This is a genomic window from Pseudomonas sp. AFG_SD02_1510_Pfu_092 (genome assembly GCF_003331055.1).
Lineage (GTDB): Bacteria > Pseudomonadota > Gammaproteobacteria > Pseudomonadales > Pseudomonadaceae > Aquipseudomonas.
The window spans coordinates 1-22,873 of the sequence record NZ_PUQD01000059.1; the positions used below are offsets into that span (position 1 = coordinate 1).

Genomic DNA, 22,873 nt, shown 5'->3' on the forward strand with positions numbered 1-22,873 from the left:
TCGCCGATGGTAGTGTGGGGTTTCCCCATGTGAGAGTAGGTCATCGTCAAGATTCATTTCGCAAAACCCCTATCTGCACATGCAGGTAGGGGTTTTGTCTTTGTGCCGCAAAAAAGCAGCCCCCCTGTGGGAGCGGGCAAGCCCGCGAAGCAGGCGACGCGGTAGAGGGCATTCGGCCCTTTCATATCCACGTGATATCGTTCCCCCTCAGCCACCCGCGCCTGTCAGAGACTGCCCGATGCTCAACACCACCCACCTCCACCCCGGCTTCATGATCGTCCACGGCAACCGCCTCGACGACTTGCGCAGCCTGGTGGTGAGCTGGATGCGTCGCTACTCTCTGGCGCCGCTGGAAAACGAAATAGCCCTGGTGCAGAGCAACGGTATTGCTCAATGGCTCAAGCTGGCCCTGGCCGAAGACCCTCAAGACGATGACCAGGGCGGTTGCGGCATCGCTGCTGCCATTGATGTGCAGCTGCCAGGCAGCTTCATGTGGCAGCTGTACCGCAGCGTGCTGGGCCGTGACGAAATCCCCGAAGTCTCCCTGCTAGACAAGGCACCGCTGACCTGGCGCCTGATGCGCCTGCTCCCCGCCTTGATCGAGCGCCCGCATTTCGAGCCGCTGCGGCGCTTTCTTACCGACGACAGCGACCTGCGCAAGCGCTACCAGCTCGCCGAGCGCCTGGCCGACCTGTTCGACCAATACCAGGTCTACCGCGCCGACTGGCTCAAGGACTGGGCCGCTGGCGAGCACATCCTCAACACTGCCCGCGGTGAGCGCAAAGCGTTGCCCCCAGGCAACCGCTGGCAGGCGGAGCTATGGCGCGCACTGTTGGAAGATGTTGGCGAGCAAGGCATGGCGCAGAGCCGAGCCGGGGTGCATCAACGTTTCATCGAGCGCATCAACAGCCTCGAGCAGGCCCCGGCAGGGTTGCCGGCGCGGGTCATCGTGTTCGGCATTTCCTCGCTGCCAGCCCAGGCCCTCGAGGCACTGGCCGGCCTGGCACGCTTCAGCCAGGTGCTGTTGTGCGTGCACAACCCCTGCCGCCACCACTGGGCAGATATCGTTGCCGACAAGGACCTGCTGCGCCACCAGTACAAGCGTCAGCAGCGCAAGCAAGGCATGCCCCTGCAGCTGGATGACCAGTCGCTGCACCAGCATGCCCATCCCTTGCTCGCCGCATGGGGCAAACAAGGCCGCGACTACATCAACCTGCTCGACAGCTATGACGACCCCGGCAGTTACCAGGGGGTGTTCAGCGATGGCCGTATCGACCTGTTCACTGACGGCTCGCCCACCAAGCTGCTGAGCCAGCTGCAAGACGACATCCTCGAACTGCGTCCGCTCGCCGAAACCCGTGAACTGTGGCCTCCAGTCGACCCGGCGAACGATCGCTCGGTCCGCTTCCACATTGCCCACAGCCCGCAGCGTGAAGTGGAGATTCTTCACGACCAGTTGCTGGCCCGCTTCAGCGCCGACCCCACCTTGCGGCCTCGCGACGTGATCGTCATGCTACCGGCCATCGACACCTATGCACCGCATATCCGCGCCGTATTCGGCCAGTTGCAGCGCAGCGATCCGCGTTACATTCCGTTCACCCTGACCGACCAGGGCCAGCGTGGTCGCGAGCCCTTGCTGATTGCCCTCGAACACTTGCTCAAGCTGCCGGACAGCCGCTTTGCGGTCAGCGAGGTGCTCGACCTGCTGGATGTGCCGGCAGTCCGCGCCCGTTTCGGCATTCGCGAAAACGACCTGCCCACGCTGCACCGCTGGATCGAGGGCGCCGGCATCCGCTGGGGCCTCGATGCCGAGCAGCGGGCAACACTGGGCTTGCCCGCAGGCCTTGAACAGAACAGCTGGCGGTTCGGCCTGCGGCGCATGCTGCTGGGTTATGCCGTTGGCGTTGGCGAGGCCTGTGACGGCATCGAACCCTATGATGAAATCGGCGGCCTGGACGCCGCGTTGATCGGCCCGCTGGTGGCCTTGCTCGACGCCCTCGATGTGGCCAGCCAGGCCCTGTCCGAGCCTGCCACCGTCAGCCAGTGGGGCGAGCGCCTGCACGCCTTGCTGCAGGTATTCTTCCTGGCCGAGGGCGAGCACGACGAATTTTTGCTGATGCAGTTGCAGGACCTGCGCGATAGCTGGTTGGAAGTGTGCGAGACGGTCGGTCTGCAAGACCCGTTGCCGCTGACCGTGGTGCGCGAAGCCTGGCTGTCGGGCCTTGACCAGGGCAAGCTGTCGCAACGCTTCCTGGCCGGCTCGGTGAATTTCTGCACGCTCATGCCGATGCGCGCCATCCCGTTCCGGGTGGTCTGCCTGCTGGGCATGAACGATGGCGATTACCCCCGCGCCCAGCAGCCGCTGGACTTCGACCTGATGGCCAGTGACTACCGCCCCGGTGACCGCTCGCGTCGCGAGGATGACCGTTACCTGCTGCTCGAAGCGCTGCTGTCGGCCCGCGACCAGCTGTATGTCAGCTGGGTCGGGCGCAGTATCCGCGACAACAGCGAACGCCCGGCCTCGGTGCTGATTGGCCAGTTGCGCGATCATCTTGCCGCTGGCTGGCAGCTGGCAGGTGCCAGCCAGGGGCATCCGGCAGCAGCGGGCGAACAACTGTTGCATGCGTTGACCCAGGAGCATCCGCTGCAACCGTTCAGCCCGCGCTACTTCGAGAAAGGCAGCCCGCTGTTCAGCTTCGCTCACGAATGGCAGGTGTTGCACCAGCAGGGCGAGCAGGACGGGCAGGGCGAGCCCGGCCTGCCGCCTTACCAGAATGATGAGGCGCTGAGCCTGGCACAACTGAATGACTTCCTGCGCCACCCGGTGCGGCACTTCTTCAGCCAGCGCCTGAAGGTGTACTTCGAAGCACTGGAGGCGCCGACCCCGGACGAAGAACCCTTTGTCCTCGACAACCTGCAACGCTACGGCGCCAGTGAAAGCCTGCTCGCCGCAGCGCTGGCCGACCCGGACAATGCCGACCAGGCCCTGCAGGCCCAGGCCCGGCGTCTGCAGGCTTGTGGCGTGTTGCCACTGGCCGGTTTCGGTGAACTGCTGCAGCGTGAGCTGATCGAGCCGCTGCCAGACCTGCTGCAACGCCACCGCCAGTTATTGCAGCGCTGGCCACAGCTGGTCGAGGGGGCATTGCCGGTACATTTCGAGCACGGCCCGCACCGCCTCGAAGGCTGGTTGGGCCGGGTGTTCCAGGCGCAGGACCAGAGCCTGCTCAGCATCACCACCGTGCCCAACACCATCAGCGCCGGGCGTAACGCGCTCAAGTGGCACCGCCTGATCGCGCCCTGGGTCACCCACCTGGCCGCCTGCGCAGCGGGTTACCCCTACAACAGCGCGCTGGTGGCCAGCGATCTGACCTTGCTGCTTGCGCCATTGCCGCAAGCGCAGTCGGCGCAACTGCTCGGCGAACTGCTGGTGGCCCGTCAGGCGGCGATGAACGCACCGCTGCCGGTGGCGGCCAAGACGGCGTTTGCCTGGCTGGCCCAGGACGATGCCGACAAGGCCTTGGCTGCCGCGGCCCGTGCCTATGAAGGCGACGAGCGCACCAGCTTTGGCGAGCGCAGCGAAAGCATCGCCCTGGCCCGGCAGTTCCGTGACTTTGCCGCGCTCACCGCAGATGAAACCTTTGAAGGCTGGTGCGAAGCCTTGTACCGCCCCTTGTTCAACGCCCCGTGGCAGACCCTGGGCAACCCGGAGAAAGGCGCATGACCCAGGCCCGTCCCCTGGCACTGAGTTTTCCCTTGCATGGCAGCCAGCTGATCGAGGCCAGCGCCGGCACAGGCAAGACCTTCACCATTTCCGCGCTGTACCTGCGCCTGATCCTCGGGCACGGCGGCGAGCACGGCTTCGGCCGCGAGCTGCTGCCACCGCAGATTCTCGTGGTGACCTTCACCGACGCCGCCACCAAGGAACTGCGCGAACGTATCCGCGCCCGCCTGGCCGAAGCCGCGCGCTTTTTCCGTGGCGAACTGCAGGTGGCCGACCCGTTGCTGCAGCAGCTGCGAGACGACTACCCGGAAGAGGCCTGGCCGCGCTGTGCCGGACGCCTGGAAATCGCCGTGCAGTGGATGGACGAGGCGGCGGTGTCGACCATCCATGGCTGGTGCCAGCGCATGCTGCGCGAGCATGCCTTCGACAGCGGCAGCCTGTTCACCCAAACCCTGGAAACTGACCACAGCGAGCTGCTGGGCCAAGTCATGCGCGATTACTGGCGGCGCTTCTGCTACGGCATGCAGGGCGATGCGCTGGCCTGGGTGCGCGCCCACTGGGGCAGCCCTGCTGCTCTGCTGCCGCGAATTCGCCCGCTGTTCGGCCGTGTGCGTGCCCAACAGGATGGGCCAGAGCCGGCCGAATTGATCCAGGCATCGCTGCAACAACGTCGCGAGCAGTTGGCTCGGCTCAAGGCGCCGTGGGCGCAGTGGGCCGAGCAACTGCGGCAGCTCTGCCATGAGGCGGTGGCTGCCAAGCAGGTCGACGGTCGCAAGATGCGGGCGCAGTATTTCGAGCCTTGGTGCGACAAACTCTGTGCCTGGGCCACTGATGAGCAGCTGGTGGAGCTCGAACTGGGCACTGGCTTCACCCGCCTGACCCCGGCGGGTATGGCCGACGCCTGGAAGGGCGAGCCGCCCGCACACCCGGCCCTCGATGCCATGCAGAACCTGCAGCAACAATTGCAGGCCCTCGACAGCCCGGATGCGCCTTTGCTCGAACATGCCGCCAACTGGGTGTCGGCGCGCTTTGAAATGGAGAAGCGCCGGCGTGCGGAAATGGGCTTCGACGACATGCTGCTGCGCCTGCAGCACGCGCTGGCCAGCGAAGCCGGCGAGCGCCTGGCCGGGTTGATCCGCGAGCAGTTCCCGGTGGCCCTGATCGACGAGTTCCAGGACACCGACCCGGTGCAGTACGGCATCTTCGAGCGCATCTACCAGATCAGCGAAAACCGCGCGGAAACCGGCCTGTTCATGATCGGTGACCCCAAGCAGGCGATCTACGCCTTCCGTGGTGCCGACATCTACACCTACCTCGCTGCCCGGCGCGCCACCCACGACCGCCTGCACAGCCTGGACACCAACTACCGCTCCAGCAAAGCCATGGTGGCCGCAGTCAACCAAGTGTTCCTGCAGGCCGAAGCGCGGGAGACGGGGCGTGGGGCGTTCCTGTTCCGTGCGGCCGATGGCAACCCGCTGCCGTTCATCGAGGTCCATGCCAAAGGCCGCGGCGAACAATTGTTGATCGACGGCGAACCTTGCGCGGCGCTGCAGTGCTGGCAGCTGGAAAGCGAAGAGCCGGTTTCCGGCAGTGTCTACCGCCAGCAGCTGGCCGCCAGTTGTGCCAGCCATATCGTCGCCTTGCTCAATGGCGGCCAGCAAGGCAGCGCAGGTTTTCGCAACGCGGATGGCGAACTGCGGCCGTGCCTGCCCTCGGACATCGCCATTCTGGTTCGCGATGGCCATGAGGCGCAGATGATCCGCACCGAACTGGCCGCGCGTGAGGTACGCAGCGTGTATCTGTCCGACAAGGACTCGGTGTTCGCCGCCCAGGAAGCCCACGACCTGCTGGCCTGGCTCAAGGCCTGCGCCGAACCCGACTCGGAACGCCTGCTCAAGGCCGCCCTGGCCAGCCTCACCCTCGGCCTCTCGCTGGCTGCGCTGGATCGCCTGAACCAGGACGAGCGGGTCTGGGAAGACTGGGTCATGCGGTTTCGTCGTTACCGTGACATCTGGCAGCGCCAGGGCGTGCTGCCGATGTTGCGCCACCTGCTGCATGACTTCCAGCTGCCGCGCACGCTGATCCGCCGCAGCGATGGCGAGCGGGTGCTGACCAACCTGCTGCACCTGGCCGAGCTGTTGCAACAGGCCGCCGGTGAGCTGGATGGCGAACAGGCGCTGATCCGTCACCTGGGCGAACACCTGGCCAGTTCCGGCCAGGCCGGCGAAGAGCAGATCCTGCGTCTGGAAAGCGACGAGCAGCTGGTGAAAGTGGTGACCATCCACAAGTCCAAGGGCCTGGAATACCCCTTGGTCTATCTGCCGTTCATCTGCACCAGCAAACCGGTCGATGGCAGCCGCCTGCCGCTGGCCTGGCATGACAGCGAGGGTAACGCCCACCTCACGCTGACACCGGACCAGGCGCAGATCGAGCGCGCCGACGACGAGCGCCTGGCCGAAGACCTGCGCCTGCTCTACGTGGCCCTGACCCGCGCGCAACATGCCTGCTGGCTGGGGGTCGCCGACCTCAAGCGTGGCAACCAGAAGAGTTCGCAGCTGCACCGCTCGGCGTTCGGCTACCTGTTGGGTGGCGGGCAGGCCTTGCCGAGCTCGCCGCAACTAGCGCACTGGTTGCAGGCCTTGGCTGCAACCTGCCCGCACATCAGCTGCCCGGGGCTGCCGCAGGCTGATGAACAGCTGTATCGCATGCCCCACGCCGACCGCGAGCTGCTGCCAGCCCGCAAGCCGCGCCGTGCTGCGGGGGCCGAGCACTGGTGGATCGCCTCGTACAGTGCCCTGCGCGTCGGCGACCAGACCCTCGGTGCCGACAGCTCCCAGGCCCAGCAGTTGCTGGACGATGAACTGGCCGATACCCAGGTGCTGCGCGAGGTCCCGGCCGACAGTGGCGATATCCATCGCTTCCCGCGCGGGCCCAATCCCGGCACCTTCCTGCATGGTTTGCTGGAGTGGGTTGGCCGCGAGGGCTTCAGCCAGGTCAGTGGCAATGCGCAGCTGATCGAGCGAACCGTTGGCCAGCGCTGCAATCGCCGTGACTGGACCGGCTGGATTCCCACCCTGACCCACTGGCTGCAGCGCCTGCTCGACGAAGCCTTGCCGTTGCCGGGCGATGGCGCCAGCGTCACCCTCGGGCAGCTGCGCCACTACCAGATCGAAATGGAATTCTGGTTCGCCAGCCACCAGGTCGATGCCGAACAGCTCGACCGCCTGGTGGCACGCCACACCCACCCCGGCCTTGCGCGCCCGGCGGCGCAGCCGACCGTGCTCAACGGCATGTTCAAAGGTTTCATCGACCTGGCCTTCGAGCTGGACGGGCGGTACTACGTGACCGACTACAAGTCCAACTGGCTGGGCCCAGACATTCAGGCCTACGATGCCTCGGCCATGGAAAAGGCCATCCTCGAACATCGCTACGACCTGCAATACGTGTTGTACCTGCTGGCCCTGCATCGCCAGTTGCGTGCCCGCCTGGCGGACTACGACTACGACCGTCATGTCGGTGGCGCCCTGTTCATCTTCCTGCGAGGCGCCAGCAGCAGCGGCCACGGCGTGTATCACGCCAAGCCACCGCGTGAGCTGATCGAGCGCCTCGATGCGCTGTTCCGTGGCGAGCACCCGCCGGCGCAGCAGGACCTGTTTGCCGGAGTTGCGCCATGAGCCATGATCGGAGCCGAACCCTCGTCGACCTGTTGCCCACCCCGCTGCACGCCGAGCACCTGCTGGCCCTGGCGCCACAGCATGACAGCGGCGACCTGCTGCAACTGCTCGACCGCTGGGTGGAGCGCGGCTGGCTGCGGGCCCTGGACCGCGCGTTCGTGTCGTTCCTGGAGGAGCGCGCCCCCGCTAGCGACCCCCTGCTATTGCTTGCCGCTGCCCTGGCCAGCCATCAGCTGGGGCACGGCCATGTCTGCCTGGACCTGCAGCAAACCCTGGCCGAGCCCGATTTCGCCCTGTCGTTGCCACCGGAAGGCGATGCCCTGAGCGGCCCTTTGCTGCTGCCCTCGCAACTGCTGGCCAACCTGGGCCTGAGTGCCTGGCGCCAACGCATCGCCGCCAGCCCGCTGGTGGCCGCTGCCGATACCCCGGGCCAGCAGGCGCGGCCACTGGTGCTCAGTGGCCAACGCCTGTATTTGCGCCGTTACTGGAGCTACGAGCGGCGCATCGACCAGACCCTGCGCCAGCGTCTGAGCCAGGCTGAAGCGGCCCCGGCTGACCTGCCTGGCCGTCTGGCCCAGCTGTTCGACGGCGGCGCGCCGGCTGGCCAGGTCGACTGGCAGAAGCTCGCCTGCGCCCTGGCCACCCGCGCCGGTTTCAGCATCATCACCGGCGGCCCAGGCACCGGCAAGACCACCACCGTGGTACGCCTGCTGGCCTTGCTGCAGGCGCCAGCGGTGGAGCAGGGCAGGCCGCTGCGCATCCGCCTGGCCGCGCCGACCGGCAAGGCGGCCGCGCGCCTGACCGAGTCCATCGGCCAGCAGGTCGAGCGTTTGCAGGTCAGCGCCGAGGTGCGCGGGCAAATCCCCAGCGAAGTCAGCACGGTTCACCGCCTGCTCGGCAGCCGCCCTGGCTCGCGGCATTTTCGCCACCATGCCGGCAACCCGTTGCCGCTGGATGTGCTGGTGGTCGACGAAGCCTCGATGATCGACCTGGAAATGATGGCCAACCTGCTCGATGCCCTGCCGCCACGGGCACGCCTGGTGTTGCTGGGCGACAAGGACCAGCTGGCCTCGGTGGAGGCCGGCGCGGTGCTGGGCGACCTGTGCCGGGATGCCGAGGAGGGCTGTTATTCGCCCGCGACTCAGGCGTGGCTGGAACAGATCGGTGGCGAGTCGTTGGCCGGCAGCGGCCTCAAGACCGGCGATGAACAGCGCAACCCGTTGGCCCAGCAGGTGGTGATGCTGCGTTTCTCGCGGCGTTTCGGCGAAGGCAGCGGCATCGGCCAGCTGGCCCGGCTGGTCAACCGTCAGGACTCCCACGCGGCGCGCAATCTGCTGGCCGCGCCGCCATCCGATGTGCACAGCCTGGTCCTCAAGCACGAACAGGATCGCGCCTTCGACCGCCTGCTGCTCGACGGCCTCGGCCGCAGTGACGGCCCGCAAGGTTACCGCAGCTACCTGCGAACCCTCGGGCGCTTCCGCCCGGCACTCGCGACCGCGTTCGACGACCCGGCGTGGGAGCAATGGGCGAGCAAGGTGCTGCACGGCTTCGAGGACTTCCAGTTGCTGTGCGCGGTACGCCGGGGCGCCTGGGGGGTCGAGGGCCTCAATGAACGGGTGGCGCGGGTGCTGCACAATGCCGGGCTGATCGACAGCCAGCAGCCCTGGTACGAAGGGCGCCCGGTGCTGGTGACCCGCAACGACTACGGCCTGGGCCTGATGAACGGTGACATCGGCATCGCCCTGCGCCTGCCCGATGAACGCGGCGAGCCCTTGCTGCGGGTAGCCTTCCCGCGTAACGACGGCAGTGGTGGCGTACGTTTCGTCCTGCCCAGCCGGCTGAACGAGGTGGAAACGGTATTCGCCATGACCGTGCACAAATCCCAGGGCTCGGAGTTCAGCCACACCGCCTTGGTACTGCCGGATGCGCTGAACCCGGTGCTGACCAAGGAGCTGGTCTACACCGGCATCACCCGCGCCAAGCACTGCTTCAGCCTGGTCGAGCCACGCCAGGGCATTTTCGAAGAAGCGGTGGCGCGCAAGGTGCGGCGGATTTCCGGGTTGATGCTGGAGCAGGTCTGACCTTGTAGTGAGCCGATAGGAGATCCCCTGTGGGAGCGGGCGTGCCCGCGAACACGGGCGCAGCCCGTGCCAACCACCCCGGTGCCTGCTTCGCGGGCGCGCCCGCTCCCACAGGGATCGCATTAGATCCGCGCCTTTCATAGAAGCGGGTTTACCCGCGAAGCAGGCGACTCGGTGACTGGCACCGGCTGCGCCGGTGATCGCCGGCAAGCCGGCTCCCACAGGTACAGCACCTGTCTTGAATCCAGCGCAGACGTTGTGGGAGCTGGCTTGCCTGCGATCGAGGGCGCAGCCCTCGCCAGGGCCATCTGCCTGTAAGAAATTTCCGAACCTGAAGCCAATTGCTTTAGTTCAGCCCACTTGGCGAATTATCCTACACGCCAGTCAGAAGCCGCCACATAGGCGGGGAAGCCCTCCTGAGATAACGTCCTTGGGTCGCCTTTCCAGGTGACCGGGCTTGAGACCCCCGGACTACATGTGTTGGCACCGCTTCATGGCGGTCGTGCGCGGGCAGGCTTCGGCCTGGCCGGTATTCATGTGTCCCGGGTCTCAAACCGTGCACGACTGCCACCTAAATCCTTGAGACGAAGAGGGCGGCAGTTCCTGGTCCGTTCAAGGGAGCTCCATCATGAAAAAGCTCGTACCTGATCCACCCGCCTCAGCCCTTCTCCAACTCGACCCACCCAATCTCTTACTTCTAGATCCTCCGGGTATCGAAGAATGTGACCAACTGCTCCACGCCCTAATCCTGACAGTGGATCACACCACTACCGTACTAATCGATAGCGGTCCTGGGCTTATGCAGGATGCTATGGGCATGAATATTCGCCTTCTGTGTCGAGCGATCCACGCCCTGACTGACCACACTAGCACCCGCTGCAAGGAGCAATGATATGAGCGATGATCCAAGGAAATCCTCAACTGCGGGCATAGAAACCTTTGACCTGTTCCGCTTGCAGCCAAACGTTCCCTTCAATCATGCCTTCACGCAGTTATCTGTGTTGCTTGGCTGTATTCGTCACCTCACGACTGAGGCAGAGATGGAGAATGACCGGATTGCAGGCAGTGCTGCACGTATTCTCAGTGAGATGGCAAAAGCGTTGATTGATGATATGGAGCTCGGAATGTCCAGGGGAATAAGTTGACGGAATCGGACCGCTGCGGTCCTTGCCCAAGTACCAGACACCGAATCTGACTGTGTTCGCGGGCAAGCCCGATCCTTCAGAATTTAAGTTGTCCTCGGGAAAGCGCGGTCTTTGTGGGAGCGGCCTTGTGTCGCGAAAGGGGCGCAAAGCGCCCCCTCACTCCTGAGCACCCACCTGATCTTCCAGCAGAACTATGAGTCGGCAAACACCATTTCCCGTGTCTGCCCCATCAGCAGTCCCTGATTCTGTTCGGTCACCCCACGTATGTAATCCCACAACAGGGTGATCCGCTTCAGCTTGCGCAAGTCCTCCCGGCAATACATCCAGAACTGCCGCGTGACCTCGATCTCTTCCGGCAAGACCGTGACCAACCGCGGGTCCTGCGCCGCCAGGAAGCACGGCAGAATCGCCAGCCCACGCCCCTGCAGCGCTGCGGTGTACTGGGCAATAACGCTGGTGCTGCGCAAATGCGCACTGGCACTGGGGATCAGGTTGGCCAGGTACAGCAGCTCCGAGCTGAACGCCAGGTCATCCACGTAACTGATGAACGGGTGTTGGGCCAGGTCGGCTATCTGGCGGATGGGCGGGTGGCTATCGAGGTAGTCCTGGGTCGCATACAAGCGCAAGCGGTAGTCGCACAGCTTGCAGCACACATAAGGCCCGTGCTCCGGCCGCTCCAGGGCGATGACGATATCCGCCTCGCGCTTGGACAGGCTGATGAAGTGCGGCAACGGCAGGATGTCCACCGAAATGGCCGGGTAGGCATCGACGAAGTGGCTTAGCTGCGGGGTGACGAAGAAGCTGCCGAAACCTTCGGTGCAGCCCATGCGCACATGCCCCGACAGCGCCACACCCGAACCGGACACCTGCTCGCAGGCCATGTGCAGGGTGCTCTCGATCGACTCGGCATAGCCCAGCAGGCGCTGGCCTTCGGCGGTCAGGACAAAGCCGTTGGTCCGGGACTTTTCGAACAATAACGTGCCCAGCGCCCCCTCCAGCGAGCTGATCCGTCGCGACACCGTGGTGTAGTCCACGCTCAGGCGCTTGGCGGCGCTGCTGGCCTTGCGGGTACGGGCCACTTCGAGGAAGAACTTCAAATCGTCCCAGTTGAGCGCGCTCAGGGATGTGAGGTCTTTTTGCATGATGATCCGGTTTTTTTGTGCGTTCTTGTTGGATGTTTGCACATCTATACTCGAAACAAGCCTCTGGACGCCACCTCGCGTTTGCCCGGCGCTGGCGATCTCGTCCCGACAATAATTCCAAGGAGAACGCAGATGAACGCACCGCAATCCCCAAACAGCACCAAGGTCGAGCAGGTCAAGCTGCTGATCGACGGCCAATGGGTCGAGTCGAAAACCACCGAATGGCGCGACATCGTCAACCCCGCCACGCAAGAAGTGCTGGCGCGCGTTCCGTTCGCCACCGTCGAAGAAGTCGACGCGGCGGTGGCCGCTGCCCAGCGCGCCTTCCAGACCTGGCGCAACACCCCGATCGGCGCACGCATGCGCATCATGCTCAAGTTGCAGGCGCTGATCCGCGAACACACCAAACGCATTGCTCAGGTGCTCAGTGCCGAGCAGGGCAAGACCTTGGCCGACGCCGAGGGTGATATCTTCCGTGGCCTGGAAGTGGTCGAACACGCGGCTTCCATCGGCACCCTGCAAATGGGCGAATTCGCCGAGAACGTCGCCGGTGGCGTCGATACCTACACCCTGCGCCAGCCGATTGGCGTGTGCGCCGGCATCACCCCGTTCAACTTCCCGGCGATGATCCCGCTGTGGATGTTCCCCATGGCCATCGTCTGCGGCAACACCTTCGTACTCAAGCCGTCCGAGCAGGATCCACTGTCGACCATGCTGCTGGTCGAGCTGGCGCTGGAAGCCGGCGTACCGGCAGGCGTGCTGAACGTGGTGCACGGTGGCAAGCAGGTGGTAGATGCCATTTGCACTCACCAGGACATCAAGGCGATCTCCTTCGTCGGCTCCACCGAAGTGGGCACCCACGTGTACAACCTGGGCAGCCAGCACGGCAAGCGTGTGCAGTCGATGATGGGCGCCAAGAACCACGCGGTGGTGCTGCCTGATGCCAACCGCACGCAAACCGTCAATGCCCTGGTCGGTGCCGCCTTCGGCGCGGCCGGCCAGCGCTGTATGGCCACCTCGGTGGCGGTGCTGGTGGGCAAGGCGCGCGAGTGGCTGCCGGACATCAAGGAAGCGGCCAGCAAGCTCAAGGTCAATGCCGGCTGCGAGCCAGGCACCGATGTCGGCCCGGTGGTTTCCAGGCGCGCCAAGGAGCGTGTGCTGGGCCTGATCGAGAGCGGCATCAAGGAAGGCGCCAAGCTGGAACTGGATGGCCGTGACGTCAAGGTGCCGGGGTACGAGCAGGGCAACTTCATCGGCCCGACCCTGTTCTCGGGGGTGAAAACCGACATGCAGGTGTACACCCAGGAAATCTTCGGCCCGGTGCTGGTCACCCTGGAGGTCGATACCCTCGACGAGGCCATCGCCCTGGTCAACGCCAACCCGTTCGGCAATGGCACCGGCCTGTTCACCCAGAGCGGCGCGGCAGCGCGCAAGTTTCAGAGCGAAATCGACGTCGGCCAGGTCGGCATCAACATCCCTATCCCGGTACCGGTACCGTTCTTCAGCTTCACCGGCTCGCGTGGCTCCAAGCTCGGCGACCTCGGCCCGTACGGCAAGCAAGTGGTGCAGTTCTACACTCAGACCAAGACCGTCACTGCCCGCTGGTTCGATGACGACAGCGTCAACGACGGTGTGAACACCACCATCAGCCTGCGCTAAGCCATCAGCCAGGGTTAAGGAGAGCGTCATGCGTATCGCATTCATCGGCCTGGGCAACATGGGCGCACCCATGGCCCGCAACCTGATCAAGGCCGGGCACCAACTCAACCTGTTCGACCTGAACAAGGCAGTACTGGCCGAGCTCGCCGAACTGGGCGGGCAGATCAGCCCATCGCCCAAGGAGGCGGCGGCCAACAGCGAGCTGGTGATCACCATGCTGCCGGCGGCGGCCCATGTGCGCAGCGTGTACCTGAACGAGGACGGCGTGTTGGCCGGCATCCGCCCCGGCACGCCGACCGTGGACTGCAGCACCATCGACCCGCAGACCGCACGCGATGTGTCCAAGGCCGCAGCGGCCAAAGGCGTGGACATGGGCGATGCGCCGGTGTCCGGCGGCACCGGTGGCGCGGCGGCGGGCACCCTGACCTTCATGGTCGGGGCCAGCACCGAGCTGTTTGCCACGCTCAAGCCGGTACTGGAGCAGATGGGCCGCAACATCGTGCATTGCGGTGAGGTCGGTACCGGGCAGATCGCCAAGATCTGCAACAACCTGCTGCTGGGAATCTCGATGGTCGGCGTGTCCGAGGCCATGGCCCTGGGCAACGCGCTGGGCATCGACACCAAGGTGCTGGCCGGCATCATCAACAGTTCGACCGGGCGCTGCTGGAGCTCGGACACCTACAACCCGTGGCCGGGCATCATCGAGACCGCGCCGGCATCACGTGGCTACACCGGTGGCTTCGGCGCCGAACTGATGCTCAAGGACCTCGGGCTGGCAACCGAAGCGGCACGCCAGGCGCACCAGCCGGTGATCCTCGGTGCCGTGGCCCAGCAGCTGTATCAGGCCATGAGCCTGCGCGGTGACGGGGGCAAGGACTTCTCGGCCATCGTCGAGAGTTATCGCAAGAAGGATTGACGCAAGAGGTGGGCTTCATCGCGGGCCAGGTGGCCTTCCCTCTGTAACTGCGCACCAGAGGGAAGGGCGCCTGATCCGCGATTTTTTTTGCTCGCGATTCAGCAGGCGGCCTACGGCCATTGTGGGAGCGGGCATGCCCGCGAACACCGGCAACGCCGGTGCCATCCACCGCATTGCCTGCTTCGCGGGCGCGCCCGCTCCCACAGCGGGGGTGGGGGGTAAGCTGAAATCAGGCGAAGACGAAGTACTTGCGCACCGTCTCGACCACTTCCCAGGTACCTTTCATTCCCGGTTCGATCACGAACACATCACCCGCTTTCAGGTGCTTCGGCTCTTCGCCTTCCGGGGTGATGATGCAGTAGCCATCGAGGAAGTGGCAGAACTCCCATTTCTCGTAGTTGACCTCGAACTTGCCCGGGGTGCAGATCCAGGTGCCCATGATCTTGCTGCCGTCGGCCGACAGGTAGGCGTTGAGGTTGACGGTGTGCGGATCGCCGCCGATGCGCTTCCACTTGGTGGCGTCCACGACCGGCGTCGGGCAGGTTTCGCGCAGGACGGTGATGAAATCGGACATGGCACAACTCCTGGTGACTGGCTGAATGACCCGTCACCATAGGGCCATTGGCCGAGCCGCAGTTGCCTGGGCTCGACGTCCAGCTGTCTGGTCGCGCTATGCCAGGCGGTTGACCTCGACGGTGATGTGTGCCAGTTCTTCGTGCACGCTCAGGGCCTCGCGCACGCTGTCGGCGCTGAGTTCGGCCCGGGCCGCGAGGCCGAGAATGCAGGCGTAGTGGTCCTTGCCGACGCGCCACACGTGCAGGTCGGTAATGCTGGCTGGCACCGGCAGCTGCGCGACCACTTCACGTATTTCCTCCACCACGGGCGCGTCCATCTCTGCGTCCAGCAGTACCCGGCCGGTATCGCGCAGTAGCCCCCGGGCCCACAGCGCCACCAGCAGTGCTCCGACCAGGCCCATGACCGGGTCGAGCCAGCCGGCGCCCCAGAACTTGCCGGCCAGCAGGGCGACGATGGCCAGCACCGAGGTGGCGGCATCGGCGATCACATGCAGGTAAGCCGAGCGCAGGTTCAGGTCATGGTGATGATGATCGTGGCCATGATGATGATGATGATGATGATGATGGTGATCGTCCCGAAGCAGCCAGGCGCAGATCAGGTTGACGGCCAGGCCGACGGCGGCGATGAGCATCGCCTCGTCGTAGTGGATCGGCCCCGGACTCAGCAGGCGCTGCAGCGACTGGAACGCCATCAGCCCGGCCACACCCAGCAACAACAGCGCGCTCGAGTAGCCGCCGAGAATCTCGATTTTCCAGGTGCCGAAGGCAAAGCGCCGGTCGCCGGCATAACGCCGCGCGGCGGCATAGGCCAGCAACGACAGGCCCAGGGCCAAGGCATGGGAGCTCATGTGCCAGCCGTCGGCCAGCAACGCCATGGAATTGAAGAACCAGCCACCGGTGATTTCAGCCACCATCATCACGGCAGTCAGCCACACCGCCAGGCGCGTCTTGCGCTCGGCGCCCAGATTACGGGTATGGAACTGGTGGCTGTGCTGCCAGTGGCCTGAGGTTTGTGTCGCCATGGTTTATCATGCTCCCGGAACGTCCAGAAATATACTATACCCCAGTATACCTAGCATGGTGTGAAACCCAATGGCACATACCCTGAAGAGCAAGAAGCAGCTGCTGACCCGGGTGCGCAAGATCAAAGGCCAGGCCGCAGCCCTGGAGACGGCGCTGGAGCAGGACAAGGACTGCCTGGCGATCTTGCAGCAGATCGCCGCCGTGCGTGGCGCGGTCAACGGGCTGATGACCGAAGTAATGGAAGGGCATATCCGCGAACACCTGGTCGCGGACGGCCTCAGTGCCGAACAGCGGCAGGACGAGGCGGACAAGGTGGCGGCGTTGTTGCGGTCTTATCTCAAATAACCGGTTGAAACGCTCGCAGATACCCCCTAGGTATCGATGCTCGTATGGTCGTGCCGATTTCCTACGTTTCCTAAGGACCTCCCTTACCCTGGCATCCGACTCGCTGGTCGGGATGTATGTGGATAGTGTGTAGTGCGCTTTGTTCAGGTAAAATCGGTGTGTACTATACACATCGACTGCTGAAGGAAGAATGCATGCGCAGTCGTGAAGTCATCCAGCTCATTGAAGCTGACGGTTGGTATGAGGTCGAGGTGAAAGGCAGCCATCACCAGTTCAGGCACCCAAGCAAAAAGGGAAGAGTAACGGTTCCCCATCCCAAGAGTGAGCTGCCCAAAGGCACAGTACGCAGCATTTTGAAGCAGGCTGGTTTGATTCAAGTAGGTGGCGTTGCCAGCATGAGCATCAACGGAGGTAATCAATGAAATTTCCGGTTGTATTGCACAAAGACGTCGACTCGGATTACGGTGTGACCGTTCCCGATGTCCCCGGGTGTTTCTCCGCCGGTACTACCGTTGGCCAAGCGCTGGAGAATGTTCAAGAGGCGCTGGCGCTTCATTTTGAAGGGTTGGTCGCCGATGGCGAGGCCTTGCCACAGGCACAGGAAATCGACGTCCACGTGGCGAACCCCGACTTTGAAGGCGGGGTCTGGGCCGTGGTGGATTTCGATGTCACGCCCTATCTGGGCAAAGCGGTTCGCTTCAACGCGACGTTGCCGGAAAACCTGCTTCAGCGCATCGATGATAAGGTGAAGCGTGATCACCGCTACGCATCCCGCTCCGGTTTTCTGGCCTCGGCTGCATTGCGAGAGTTGGCACTTTCACACTGATCGGTGCGCAGGCTTTCGCTACGCCCACCAGTAACGCACGAAGTGGAAGAACACCGGCGCGGCGAAGCACACCGAATCCATGCGGTCGAGCATGCCGCCGTGGCCTTCGATCATGTGCCCCCAATCCTTCACCCCGCGGTCGCGCTTGATCGCCGACATCACCAGCCCGCCGAAGAAGCCCATGGCGTTCACTGCCAACGCCATCAGTGCGGCCTGCCAGAAGGTGAACGGGGTGATCCAGCACAGCAGGGCGCCGATCAGGGTGGCCATAGCCACGCCGCCGGCCAGGCCTTCGACGGTCTTCGATGGCGACAGGTTGGGCGCTACCTTGTGCTTGCCGAACAGCTTGCCGCACACGTACTGCAACACATCGCTGATCTGCACCACCAGGATCAGCCAGGCGATCAGCAGCAGGTTGCGGCCTTCGTAGCCGGGGATGTCGAGGGTCATCAGCGCCGGCACCGACGACACGCAGTACACCGCGATCATCAGCCCCCATTGCACCTTCGAGGCACGCTCGAGAAAGCGCGTGGTGTCACCGCCGAAGCTGGCCAAAATCGGCAGCAGCAGGAACAGGTACACCGGGATGAAAATGCTGAAAAGGCCGTACCAGTCCATGGCGATCAGCACATACTGCACCGGCAGCGCCACATAGAACGCCGCCACCAGCGCCGGGTAGTCGCTGCGTCGGGTCGGGGTCAGGGTCATGAATTCGCGCAGGGCATAGAACGACACGCCGTAGAACAGCACGATCACGCCGTACTTGCCGAACAGGAAGGCGATGCCGATCACCAGCACCATTACCCACCAGGCGTTGATGCGCGCGTTGAGGTTGTCGATCACCGCGTGCGGGCCGGCGCCGGCGCGCCATTTGAGCAGGCGGCCGATCACGCTGGCGAGCAGCAGCAGGGCGCCGATGCCGGCTAACAGGGAGAGCGTGTTGTGGTCCATCTCAGGCATCCTTGGGGGCCAGGTTCAGCAGGGCCTGGCTGGCCCGCTCGAGAAAGGCCTGCTTGCTTTCATCAGCCTGCAGGTGCAGCGGTTCGCCAAAGCTCAGGGTGCACAGCAACGGCAACGGCAAGGCGCGCCCCTTGGGCATCACCCGGTTGAGGTTGGCGATCCACACCGGCACCAGCTCGACGTCGGGGTTGGCTGCCGCCAGGTGGTACAGCCCGCTTCTGAACGGCATCAGCGGTTCGTCGCTCAGATTGCGCGTGCCCTCCGGGAAGAAGATCAGCGAATCGCCCTGGGCCACGGCTTCGAGGATAGGCTGCAGCGGGCTGCCCTGGCCGTCGCTGCGTTGTCGGTTGATCAGTACACCATTGAACACCTTGCGAATGAGGAAATCGCGGATGCCGGGTCTGGCCCAGTAATCGGCGCCGGCGACCGGGCGGGTACGCTTGCGCAGCGGTTGCGGCAGCGAAGCCCACAACAACACGAAGTCGCCGTGGCTGCTGTGGTTGGCGAAGTACAGGCGCTGCACCGGCAGCGGCGTGCAGCCCAGCCACAGGGCGCGTGCGCCGGTGATCAGGCGGGCGGCAGAGGTGATGAGGTAGGCGGTCAGGTTGGCGAGCATGGATCGTGGGTCATCCCATCAGAGGCAGTGTCAGCAGGGTAGCCAAGGCCAGCGACAGTTGCAGGCCCAGGCAGATTGCCTGGCGGCGCAGCAGGGCCAGCGCGGCCTGGCTGCGGGCAGGCCAGGCGCGGGCGTCGGTGGCCTGCGGTTTGAGTTTCAGCTCGAACAAGGCGCGGTCCAGGGCCTGGGTGTCCGCAGCCAGGTCGCGGCTGGTGGCGAGGTCGGCGAACAGTTCGGCATCCATGGCCACGCGCACGGCCCAGTACTTGTGCAGTACGCCGAGTACCAGCAGCACCGCGCACAGCAGGCTGGCCAATGCCGGCAGGCGGGCACCCAGCAAGGGCGCCAGGCCGTAGGCCAGGGCCAACAGGGTGAGGCCGTCCGACAGGCGCTCCAGCTGTTTGCCACGGGCCAGCAGGCTGGCCACCACGAGCAGGTTCATGGTTGCGTGCCCGGTTGTTGCGCGGCCAGGCGGTGTGCGCTGTGCAGGACCACGCCGGGGCGGGCCTTACGGATCAGCGCTTCAGCCTGCCCGGCGTCACTGCAACGGCCTGTCAGCACCAGCCAGGCGGCCACGGCGCTGGCGCTGCGCGAATAGCCCAGGGCGCAGCAGACCAGCACCGGGCCACCGGGGCGCAGGCGCTCGATGGCGACGGCGGCCTGGTGTAGCAGGGCGCTGTCAGGGACGATCAGGTCCAGTGTGGGAAAGCACGCATAGCCAGCGGCTGACGCGCCGTCCTGAACACTACAGGGCAATTCTGCGCACAAATCGACAACCGCAGCGAACGGCGCTCTATGCCCCGGAATCCGCCCAAGATAGACGCCATCGCACACTTCATCCGCCTGCGGATGGCGCCAGGTCCACAGCCGCGAATTGATCCACGCCCCCACCAGATAGGGGGCCAGCAACCAACAGGCGGCATTCGACAAACGCCCGTCGGCGCCTTTCTGAAAGCCGCCTGCGCCGAGTACGGCATAATTCAGCGCCACCAACGTCAGCGACACGGCCGGCCAGGCCAACCACAGCCAGGCGCCGCCCAACGCAACAGCAGGCCCTGCGCACAGCAGCCCGCCCAACGCATAAAAGAACGCCAACCGCCAACGCTTGGCATCCCGCGCAAGGCGTACCTGCTGCCAGGGCAGCCGCCCTTCACGGGGCCACAGCCAGACGCAGACGAACCCCGCCAGTGCCCCCGTGGGCACGTCGACGAAATGGTGCTGCCAGGTGGTCAGCACCGACAGCCCGATCAGCGCCATCCAGACGTGCATCAGCCAACGCCACGGCTGGCGCTGCACGTGTCGGGCAAACATCGTCCAGATGATCACCAGCAAGGCGATGTGCAGCGACGGCGCCTGGTTGAAGGGCTTGTCGAAGCCCATCAGCACATCGAACAGCCAGCCGAACACGCCGCCCAGCTCCGGCCGCTCGAAGGTGAAACGCAGTGGCCACAACAGGAAGCAACTGACACTGATCAGCTGCGCGGTAAGCAGCGCCAGCGCATGCCGGTCCATTTCCTGGCGGGTGCGCGGCAGCAGGAAGGACAAACCGTACAGCAGGTCGATCGACCAGTACGGGATGATCGTCCACGGCCACAGCGGCAGGCGGCTTTCCCAGGCGAACACCAGGCTGCCGACATCAGTGCGTGCGGCCGTGTGGTTGTTGGCCAGGCCGTAGCTGAGGAAAAACAGCGGCGCCAGCAGCATCAGCCAGCACACCCCGCGGCGGATCAGCCCGGGCTCGCGTGACGGGCCCATTCAGCGCACCCGTTGCGCCAGGCTGACGCTGAAGATGCCCCACTCATCGATGCGCTGGGCCAGCTTGCGGAAGCCCGCCGCCTCGACCAACTGGTCCATTTCAGCCTGGCTGCGGCGACGCATCACCCAAGCCTCGCCGCCGCGGTGGCTGGTGAGTGCGCGGGCGATCATCTCCAGTTGCGGGTGCCACGGCTGGCCGGTGTAGACCAGATAGCCGCCTTCCTCGACCGCATCGGCCAGGCCGGCCAGCGAGTTGCCGACCAACTGGTTGCTGGCGAACAGTTCGTACAGGCCGGAGACCACGGCCAGCGTCGGCGGTTGTTCCAGGTTGGCCAGGCTCTGGCGGTCGAAGGCATCGCCGCGGACGAAACGGGCGATGTCGGCCAGGCCTTTTTCGGCGATCAGGGCGCTGCCTTGCTGCACGTTCAGTTCGCTGTAGTCGCGCAGCAGGATCGAGTCCGGCAGTTGTTCGAGTTGCTGTAGGGCCTCGAGGATGTAACGGCCATGGCCGGCGGCGATATCGACAATGTGCACTGGCCGCTGCTGCTCGCGCAGGCGGGCAATGGCCAGGCGCAGCAGTTCCTCTACATGCAGCTTGCGCTGGCGAATACCCCGCCAGCCGATGGCGTCGAGGTAGTTGCGGTCGACCATGCGGCCCAGCCGGCCTTGGCCCGTCGCCTGGTTGCGGTACACGTAGTCAAGGGTACTGCCGGAATCGAAGCCGGTATCGAACCCCAGCTTCACCCCTGCGGACAGCCCCTTGCCCATGCGTAGCCCGGCGCGGGTCGCGCGCCAGTAAAGATCACGAGGCGAGTTGCGCGGCAGCGCTGCGGCCAGGCTTTCGGCCTCGGCGCAGCTGGCGCCGGTCTGGTCGGCATCGAGCAGTGACGGCACGGCGGCGGGGCTGGCGAAGCAATGTTCGACAAAGCGTTCGATGCGCCGCAGGGCATGCGCCCGATCACGCTCGCCGAGGGTGTCGTGGAAGAAGCCCGGGAGAATGTGCATTTCCTTGCGCGCGCTGCCCAGGCGTTCGAAGAAGCGCTCCTGCGGCCGGCGTTCGACCACGAAGTCGGCGCCGGACACCAGCAACTGGGTCGGCAGCTGGATGGCCTGGGCATCCGCCACCACCCGGTCGGCGGCTTCGTAGAGGCCCAGCAGCATGGTCACCGAAATCGGCCGGCTGATCAGTGGGTCGGCTACGTACGACATGACCCGCTCCGGGTCGTGGGTGAGCAGGCGTGGCTTGACGTAGCTGTTGACGAAGAAGTTGCCGCGCATGGCCTTCAGCAGCTTCAGGCCGGGGCGGGCGAACGGCACGTACAGCTTGACCTTGAACGCCGGCGAGGCCAGCACCAGGCAACGCACTTTCGGCGCGTAGTCGTGGGCCCAGGTGGCGATCAGCACGGCACCGACGCTCTGCGCCAGCACCACCAGGTCCTGTTCGGCGATGCCGTGGCAGGCCTGGATATGCTCGATGAAGGTCTGTACATCGCGCACGCTGGTGGCGAACCCCGGGCTGTCGCCGCGGGCACCTGGCGACTGGCCGTGGCCACGGGCATCCCAGGCGAAGAAATCGTAGCCCGGCATGTCCAGTTCATCGGCCAGGTGGGCCATGCGCCCACCATGTTCGTGGCCGCGATGGAACATCACCACGGCCCGGCGGGGCTGGTGCTGGTTGCGGGTGGCAGGCCAATGACGGTAGTGCAACTCGACGCCGTCATGGGTGGAGAAGTGCAGCGCTTGCGCTTGGCGCATGGTCAACATCCTTTTACGACGGCAGTGGGCTCAACGGGTTTCGGCCAGCCCCTGGCGAACCCGGTTGTAGAGGGTATAGAGCGAGAGCGCGAGGATCACCAGCAACAAGCCGTTGATCCAGGCGCCACTCAGCAGGCCCAGGGCGACGCCGGTGCCCAGCACGCCGAATGCAAAGGCCCGGTCGCTCTTGCCCATGGGCCCGTCGTAGCGCCGTGAGGCACCGGCCAGCGGGCCCATGACCCCGGCGTATTCGCTGAAGGTGGCGGCAAGCACCACCAGCACCACCAGCGTGGGCGACACACCGGCCAGCAGGGCGAAGGGCAGGTACAGGGCGGCGTCGGCGATCACATCGCAGAGTTCGTTGAGATAGGCGCCCAGGGTGGATTGCTGGCCGAATTCCCGGGCCAGCATCCCGTCGACGGCGTTCAGTGCCATGCGCAGCAGCATCCACACCGGCAGCAGAACAAACAGCCAGGTGAGGTGGGGCAGGGCGGCAAGCAACAGGCCGAGCAGGATGGACACCACGGCGGCGGCGACAGTGACCTGGTTGGCGGTGATACCGCGATCGTAAAGGCGCTGCACGGCGGGGCGGAGCAGGGCCTGGAAGCGTGGTTTGAGCTGGTAGATCGATACCACTGGGAAGTCCTTTTCGCTTGGTCGTACTGGCGCCATTTTGTGCG

At 64.9% G+C, this 22,873-nt stretch carries 18 protein-coding genes; 9 read left to right on the forward strand and 9 right to left on the reverse strand.

All coding sequences use genetic code 11. The annotated features are described in order from the left end of the window. Positions 1-238: 238 nt before the first annotated feature. From recC to C6A77_RS20760, 4 genes are all read left to right on the forward strand, one after another. Positions 239-3,721, forward strand: a complete 3,483-nt coding sequence (gene recC, locus C6A77_RS20730; RefSeq protein WP_114171152.1) for an exodeoxyribonuclease V subunit gamma — start codon at positions 239-241, stop codon at positions 3,719-3,721. Beyond that, positions 3,718-7,395 carry an exodeoxyribonuclease V subunit beta gene (gene recB / locus C6A77_RS20735; RefSeq protein ID WP_114171153.1) on the forward strand — a complete coding sequence of 1,226 codons (3,678 nt, stop codon included), beginning with the start codon at positions 3,718-3,720 and terminating at the stop codon, positions 7,393-7,395. Before recC ends, recB begins: the two co-directional genes overlap by 4 nt. Further along, on the forward strand, positions 7,392-9,476 hold the full coding sequence (gene recD, locus C6A77_RS20740) for an exodeoxyribonuclease V subunit alpha (RefSeq protein ID WP_114171154.1): 2,085 nt from the start codon (positions 7,392-7,394) through the stop codon (positions 9,474-9,476). The genes recB and recD overlap by 4 nt, the downstream gene beginning before the upstream one ends. Before the next feature lie 893 nt (positions 9,477-10,369). Further along, positions 10,370-10,621, forward strand: a complete 252-nt coding sequence (locus C6A77_RS20760; RefSeq protein WP_114171157.1) for a DUF3077 domain-containing protein — start codon at positions 10,370-10,372, stop codon at positions 10,619-10,621. Between the two features lie 191 nt (positions 10,622-10,812). On the opposite strand, the gene C6A77_RS20765 is transcribed toward C6A77_RS20760, so the two are convergent. Then, a complete protein-coding gene (locus C6A77_RS20765; protein WP_114171158.1) occupies positions 10,813-11,763 on the reverse strand; it encodes a LysR family transcriptional regulator in 951 nt (316 codons plus the stop codon). A 132-nt stretch (positions 11,764-11,895) separates the two neighbouring features. On the opposite strand from C6A77_RS20765, the gene C6A77_RS20770 reads away from it, so the two are divergent. Together C6A77_RS20770 and mmsB are read left to right on the forward strand one after the other, a co-directional pair. Then, entirely contained in the window at positions 11,896-13,422 is a 1,527-nt protein-coding gene (locus C6A77_RS20770; RefSeq protein ID WP_114171159.1) for a CoA-acylating methylmalonate-semialdehyde dehydrogenase, read from the forward strand. 28 nt (positions 13,423-13,450) lie between these two features. Then, positions 13,451-14,338 carry a 3-hydroxyisobutyrate dehydrogenase gene (gene mmsB / locus C6A77_RS20775; protein ID WP_114171160.1) on the forward strand — a complete coding sequence of 296 codons (888 nt, stop codon included), beginning with the start codon at positions 13,451-13,453 and terminating at the stop codon, positions 14,336-14,338. 229 nt (positions 14,339-14,567) lie between these two features. On the opposite strand, the gene C6A77_RS20785 is transcribed toward mmsB, so the two are convergent. Beyond that, positions 14,568-14,912 (reverse strand): cupin domain-containing protein, encoded by a 345-nt coding sequence (locus C6A77_RS20785; RefSeq protein WP_003258412.1) that lies wholly within the window; start codon positions 14,910-14,912, stop codon positions 14,568-14,570. Positions 14,913-15,008: 96 nt separating this feature from the next. After that, the gene (gene dmeF / locus C6A77_RS20790; RefSeq protein WP_114171162.1) at positions 15,009-15,935 is read right to left on the reverse strand and encodes a CDF family Co(II)/Ni(II) efflux transporter DmeF; all 927 of its coding nucleotides are present in this window, start codon (positions 15,933-15,935) and stop codon (positions 15,009-15,011) included. Positions 15,936-16,005: 70 nt separating this feature from the next. Here dmeF and C6A77_RS20795 point away from each other — a divergent pair, with 70 nt between their 5' ends. The 3 genes from C6A77_RS20795 (at position 16,006) to C6A77_RS20805 (ending at position 17,107) form a co-directional block, all read left to right on the forward strand. Next, positions 16,006-16,281 (forward strand): metal/formaldehyde-sensitive transcriptional repressor, encoded by a 276-nt coding sequence (locus tag C6A77_RS20795; protein ID WP_114171163.1) that lies wholly within the window; start codon positions 16,006-16,008, stop codon positions 16,279-16,281. Between the two features lie 194 nt (positions 16,282-16,475). Continuing rightward, positions 16,476-16,703 carry a type II toxin-antitoxin system HicA family toxin gene (locus tag C6A77_RS20800; RefSeq protein WP_114171164.1) on the forward strand — a complete coding sequence of 76 codons (228 nt, stop codon included), beginning with the start codon at positions 16,476-16,478 and terminating at the stop codon, positions 16,701-16,703. Beyond that, positions 16,700-17,107, forward strand: a complete 408-nt coding sequence (locus tag C6A77_RS20805) for a type II toxin-antitoxin system HicB family antitoxin (protein ID WP_114171165.1) — start codon at positions 16,700-16,702, stop codon at positions 17,105-17,107. Before C6A77_RS20800 ends, C6A77_RS20805 begins: the two co-directional genes overlap by 4 nt. A gap of 18 nt (positions 17,108-17,125) precedes the next feature. Here the strand turns inward: C6A77_RS20805 and C6A77_RS20810 are convergent, their stop codons facing one another. The 6 genes from C6A77_RS20810 to C6A77_RS20835 are packed head-to-tail and all read right to left on the reverse strand — an operon-like array spanning position 17,126 to position 22,829. Further along, positions 17,126-18,058, reverse strand: coding sequence for a phosphatidate cytidylyltransferase (locus C6A77_RS20810; protein WP_114171166.1), 933 nt, complete (start codon positions 18,056-18,058; stop codon positions 17,126-17,128). A 1-nt stretch (position 18,059) separates the two neighbouring features. Then, positions 18,060-18,683, reverse strand: a complete 624-nt coding sequence (locus tag C6A77_RS20815; protein ID WP_114171167.1) for a lysophospholipid acyltransferase family protein — start codon at positions 18,681-18,683, stop codon at positions 18,060-18,062. 10 nt (positions 18,684-18,693) lie between these two features. Further along, the gene (locus C6A77_RS20820; RefSeq protein ID WP_114171168.1) at positions 18,694-19,125 is read right to left on the reverse strand and encodes a hypothetical protein; all 432 of its coding nucleotides are present in this window, start codon (positions 19,123-19,125) and stop codon (positions 18,694-18,696) included. Beyond that, on the reverse strand, positions 19,122-20,438 hold the full coding sequence (locus C6A77_RS20825; RefSeq protein ID WP_114171169.1) for a phosphatase PAP2/dual specificity phosphatase family protein: 1,317 nt from the start codon (positions 20,436-20,438) through the stop codon (positions 19,122-19,124). Before C6A77_RS20825 ends, C6A77_RS20820 begins: the two co-directional genes overlap by 4 nt. Beyond that, positions 20,439-22,193, reverse strand: coding sequence for a bifunctional alpha/beta hydrolase/class I SAM-dependent methyltransferase (locus tag C6A77_RS20830; protein WP_114171170.1), 1,755 nt, complete (start codon positions 22,191-22,193; stop codon positions 20,439-20,441). A 30-nt stretch (positions 22,194-22,223) separates the two neighbouring features. Further along, positions 22,224-22,829 (reverse strand): CDP-alcohol phosphatidyltransferase family protein, encoded by a 606-nt coding sequence (locus tag C6A77_RS20835; protein WP_114171171.1) that lies wholly within the window; start codon positions 22,827-22,829, stop codon positions 22,224-22,226. Positions 22,830-22,873 lie beyond the last annotated feature (44 nt).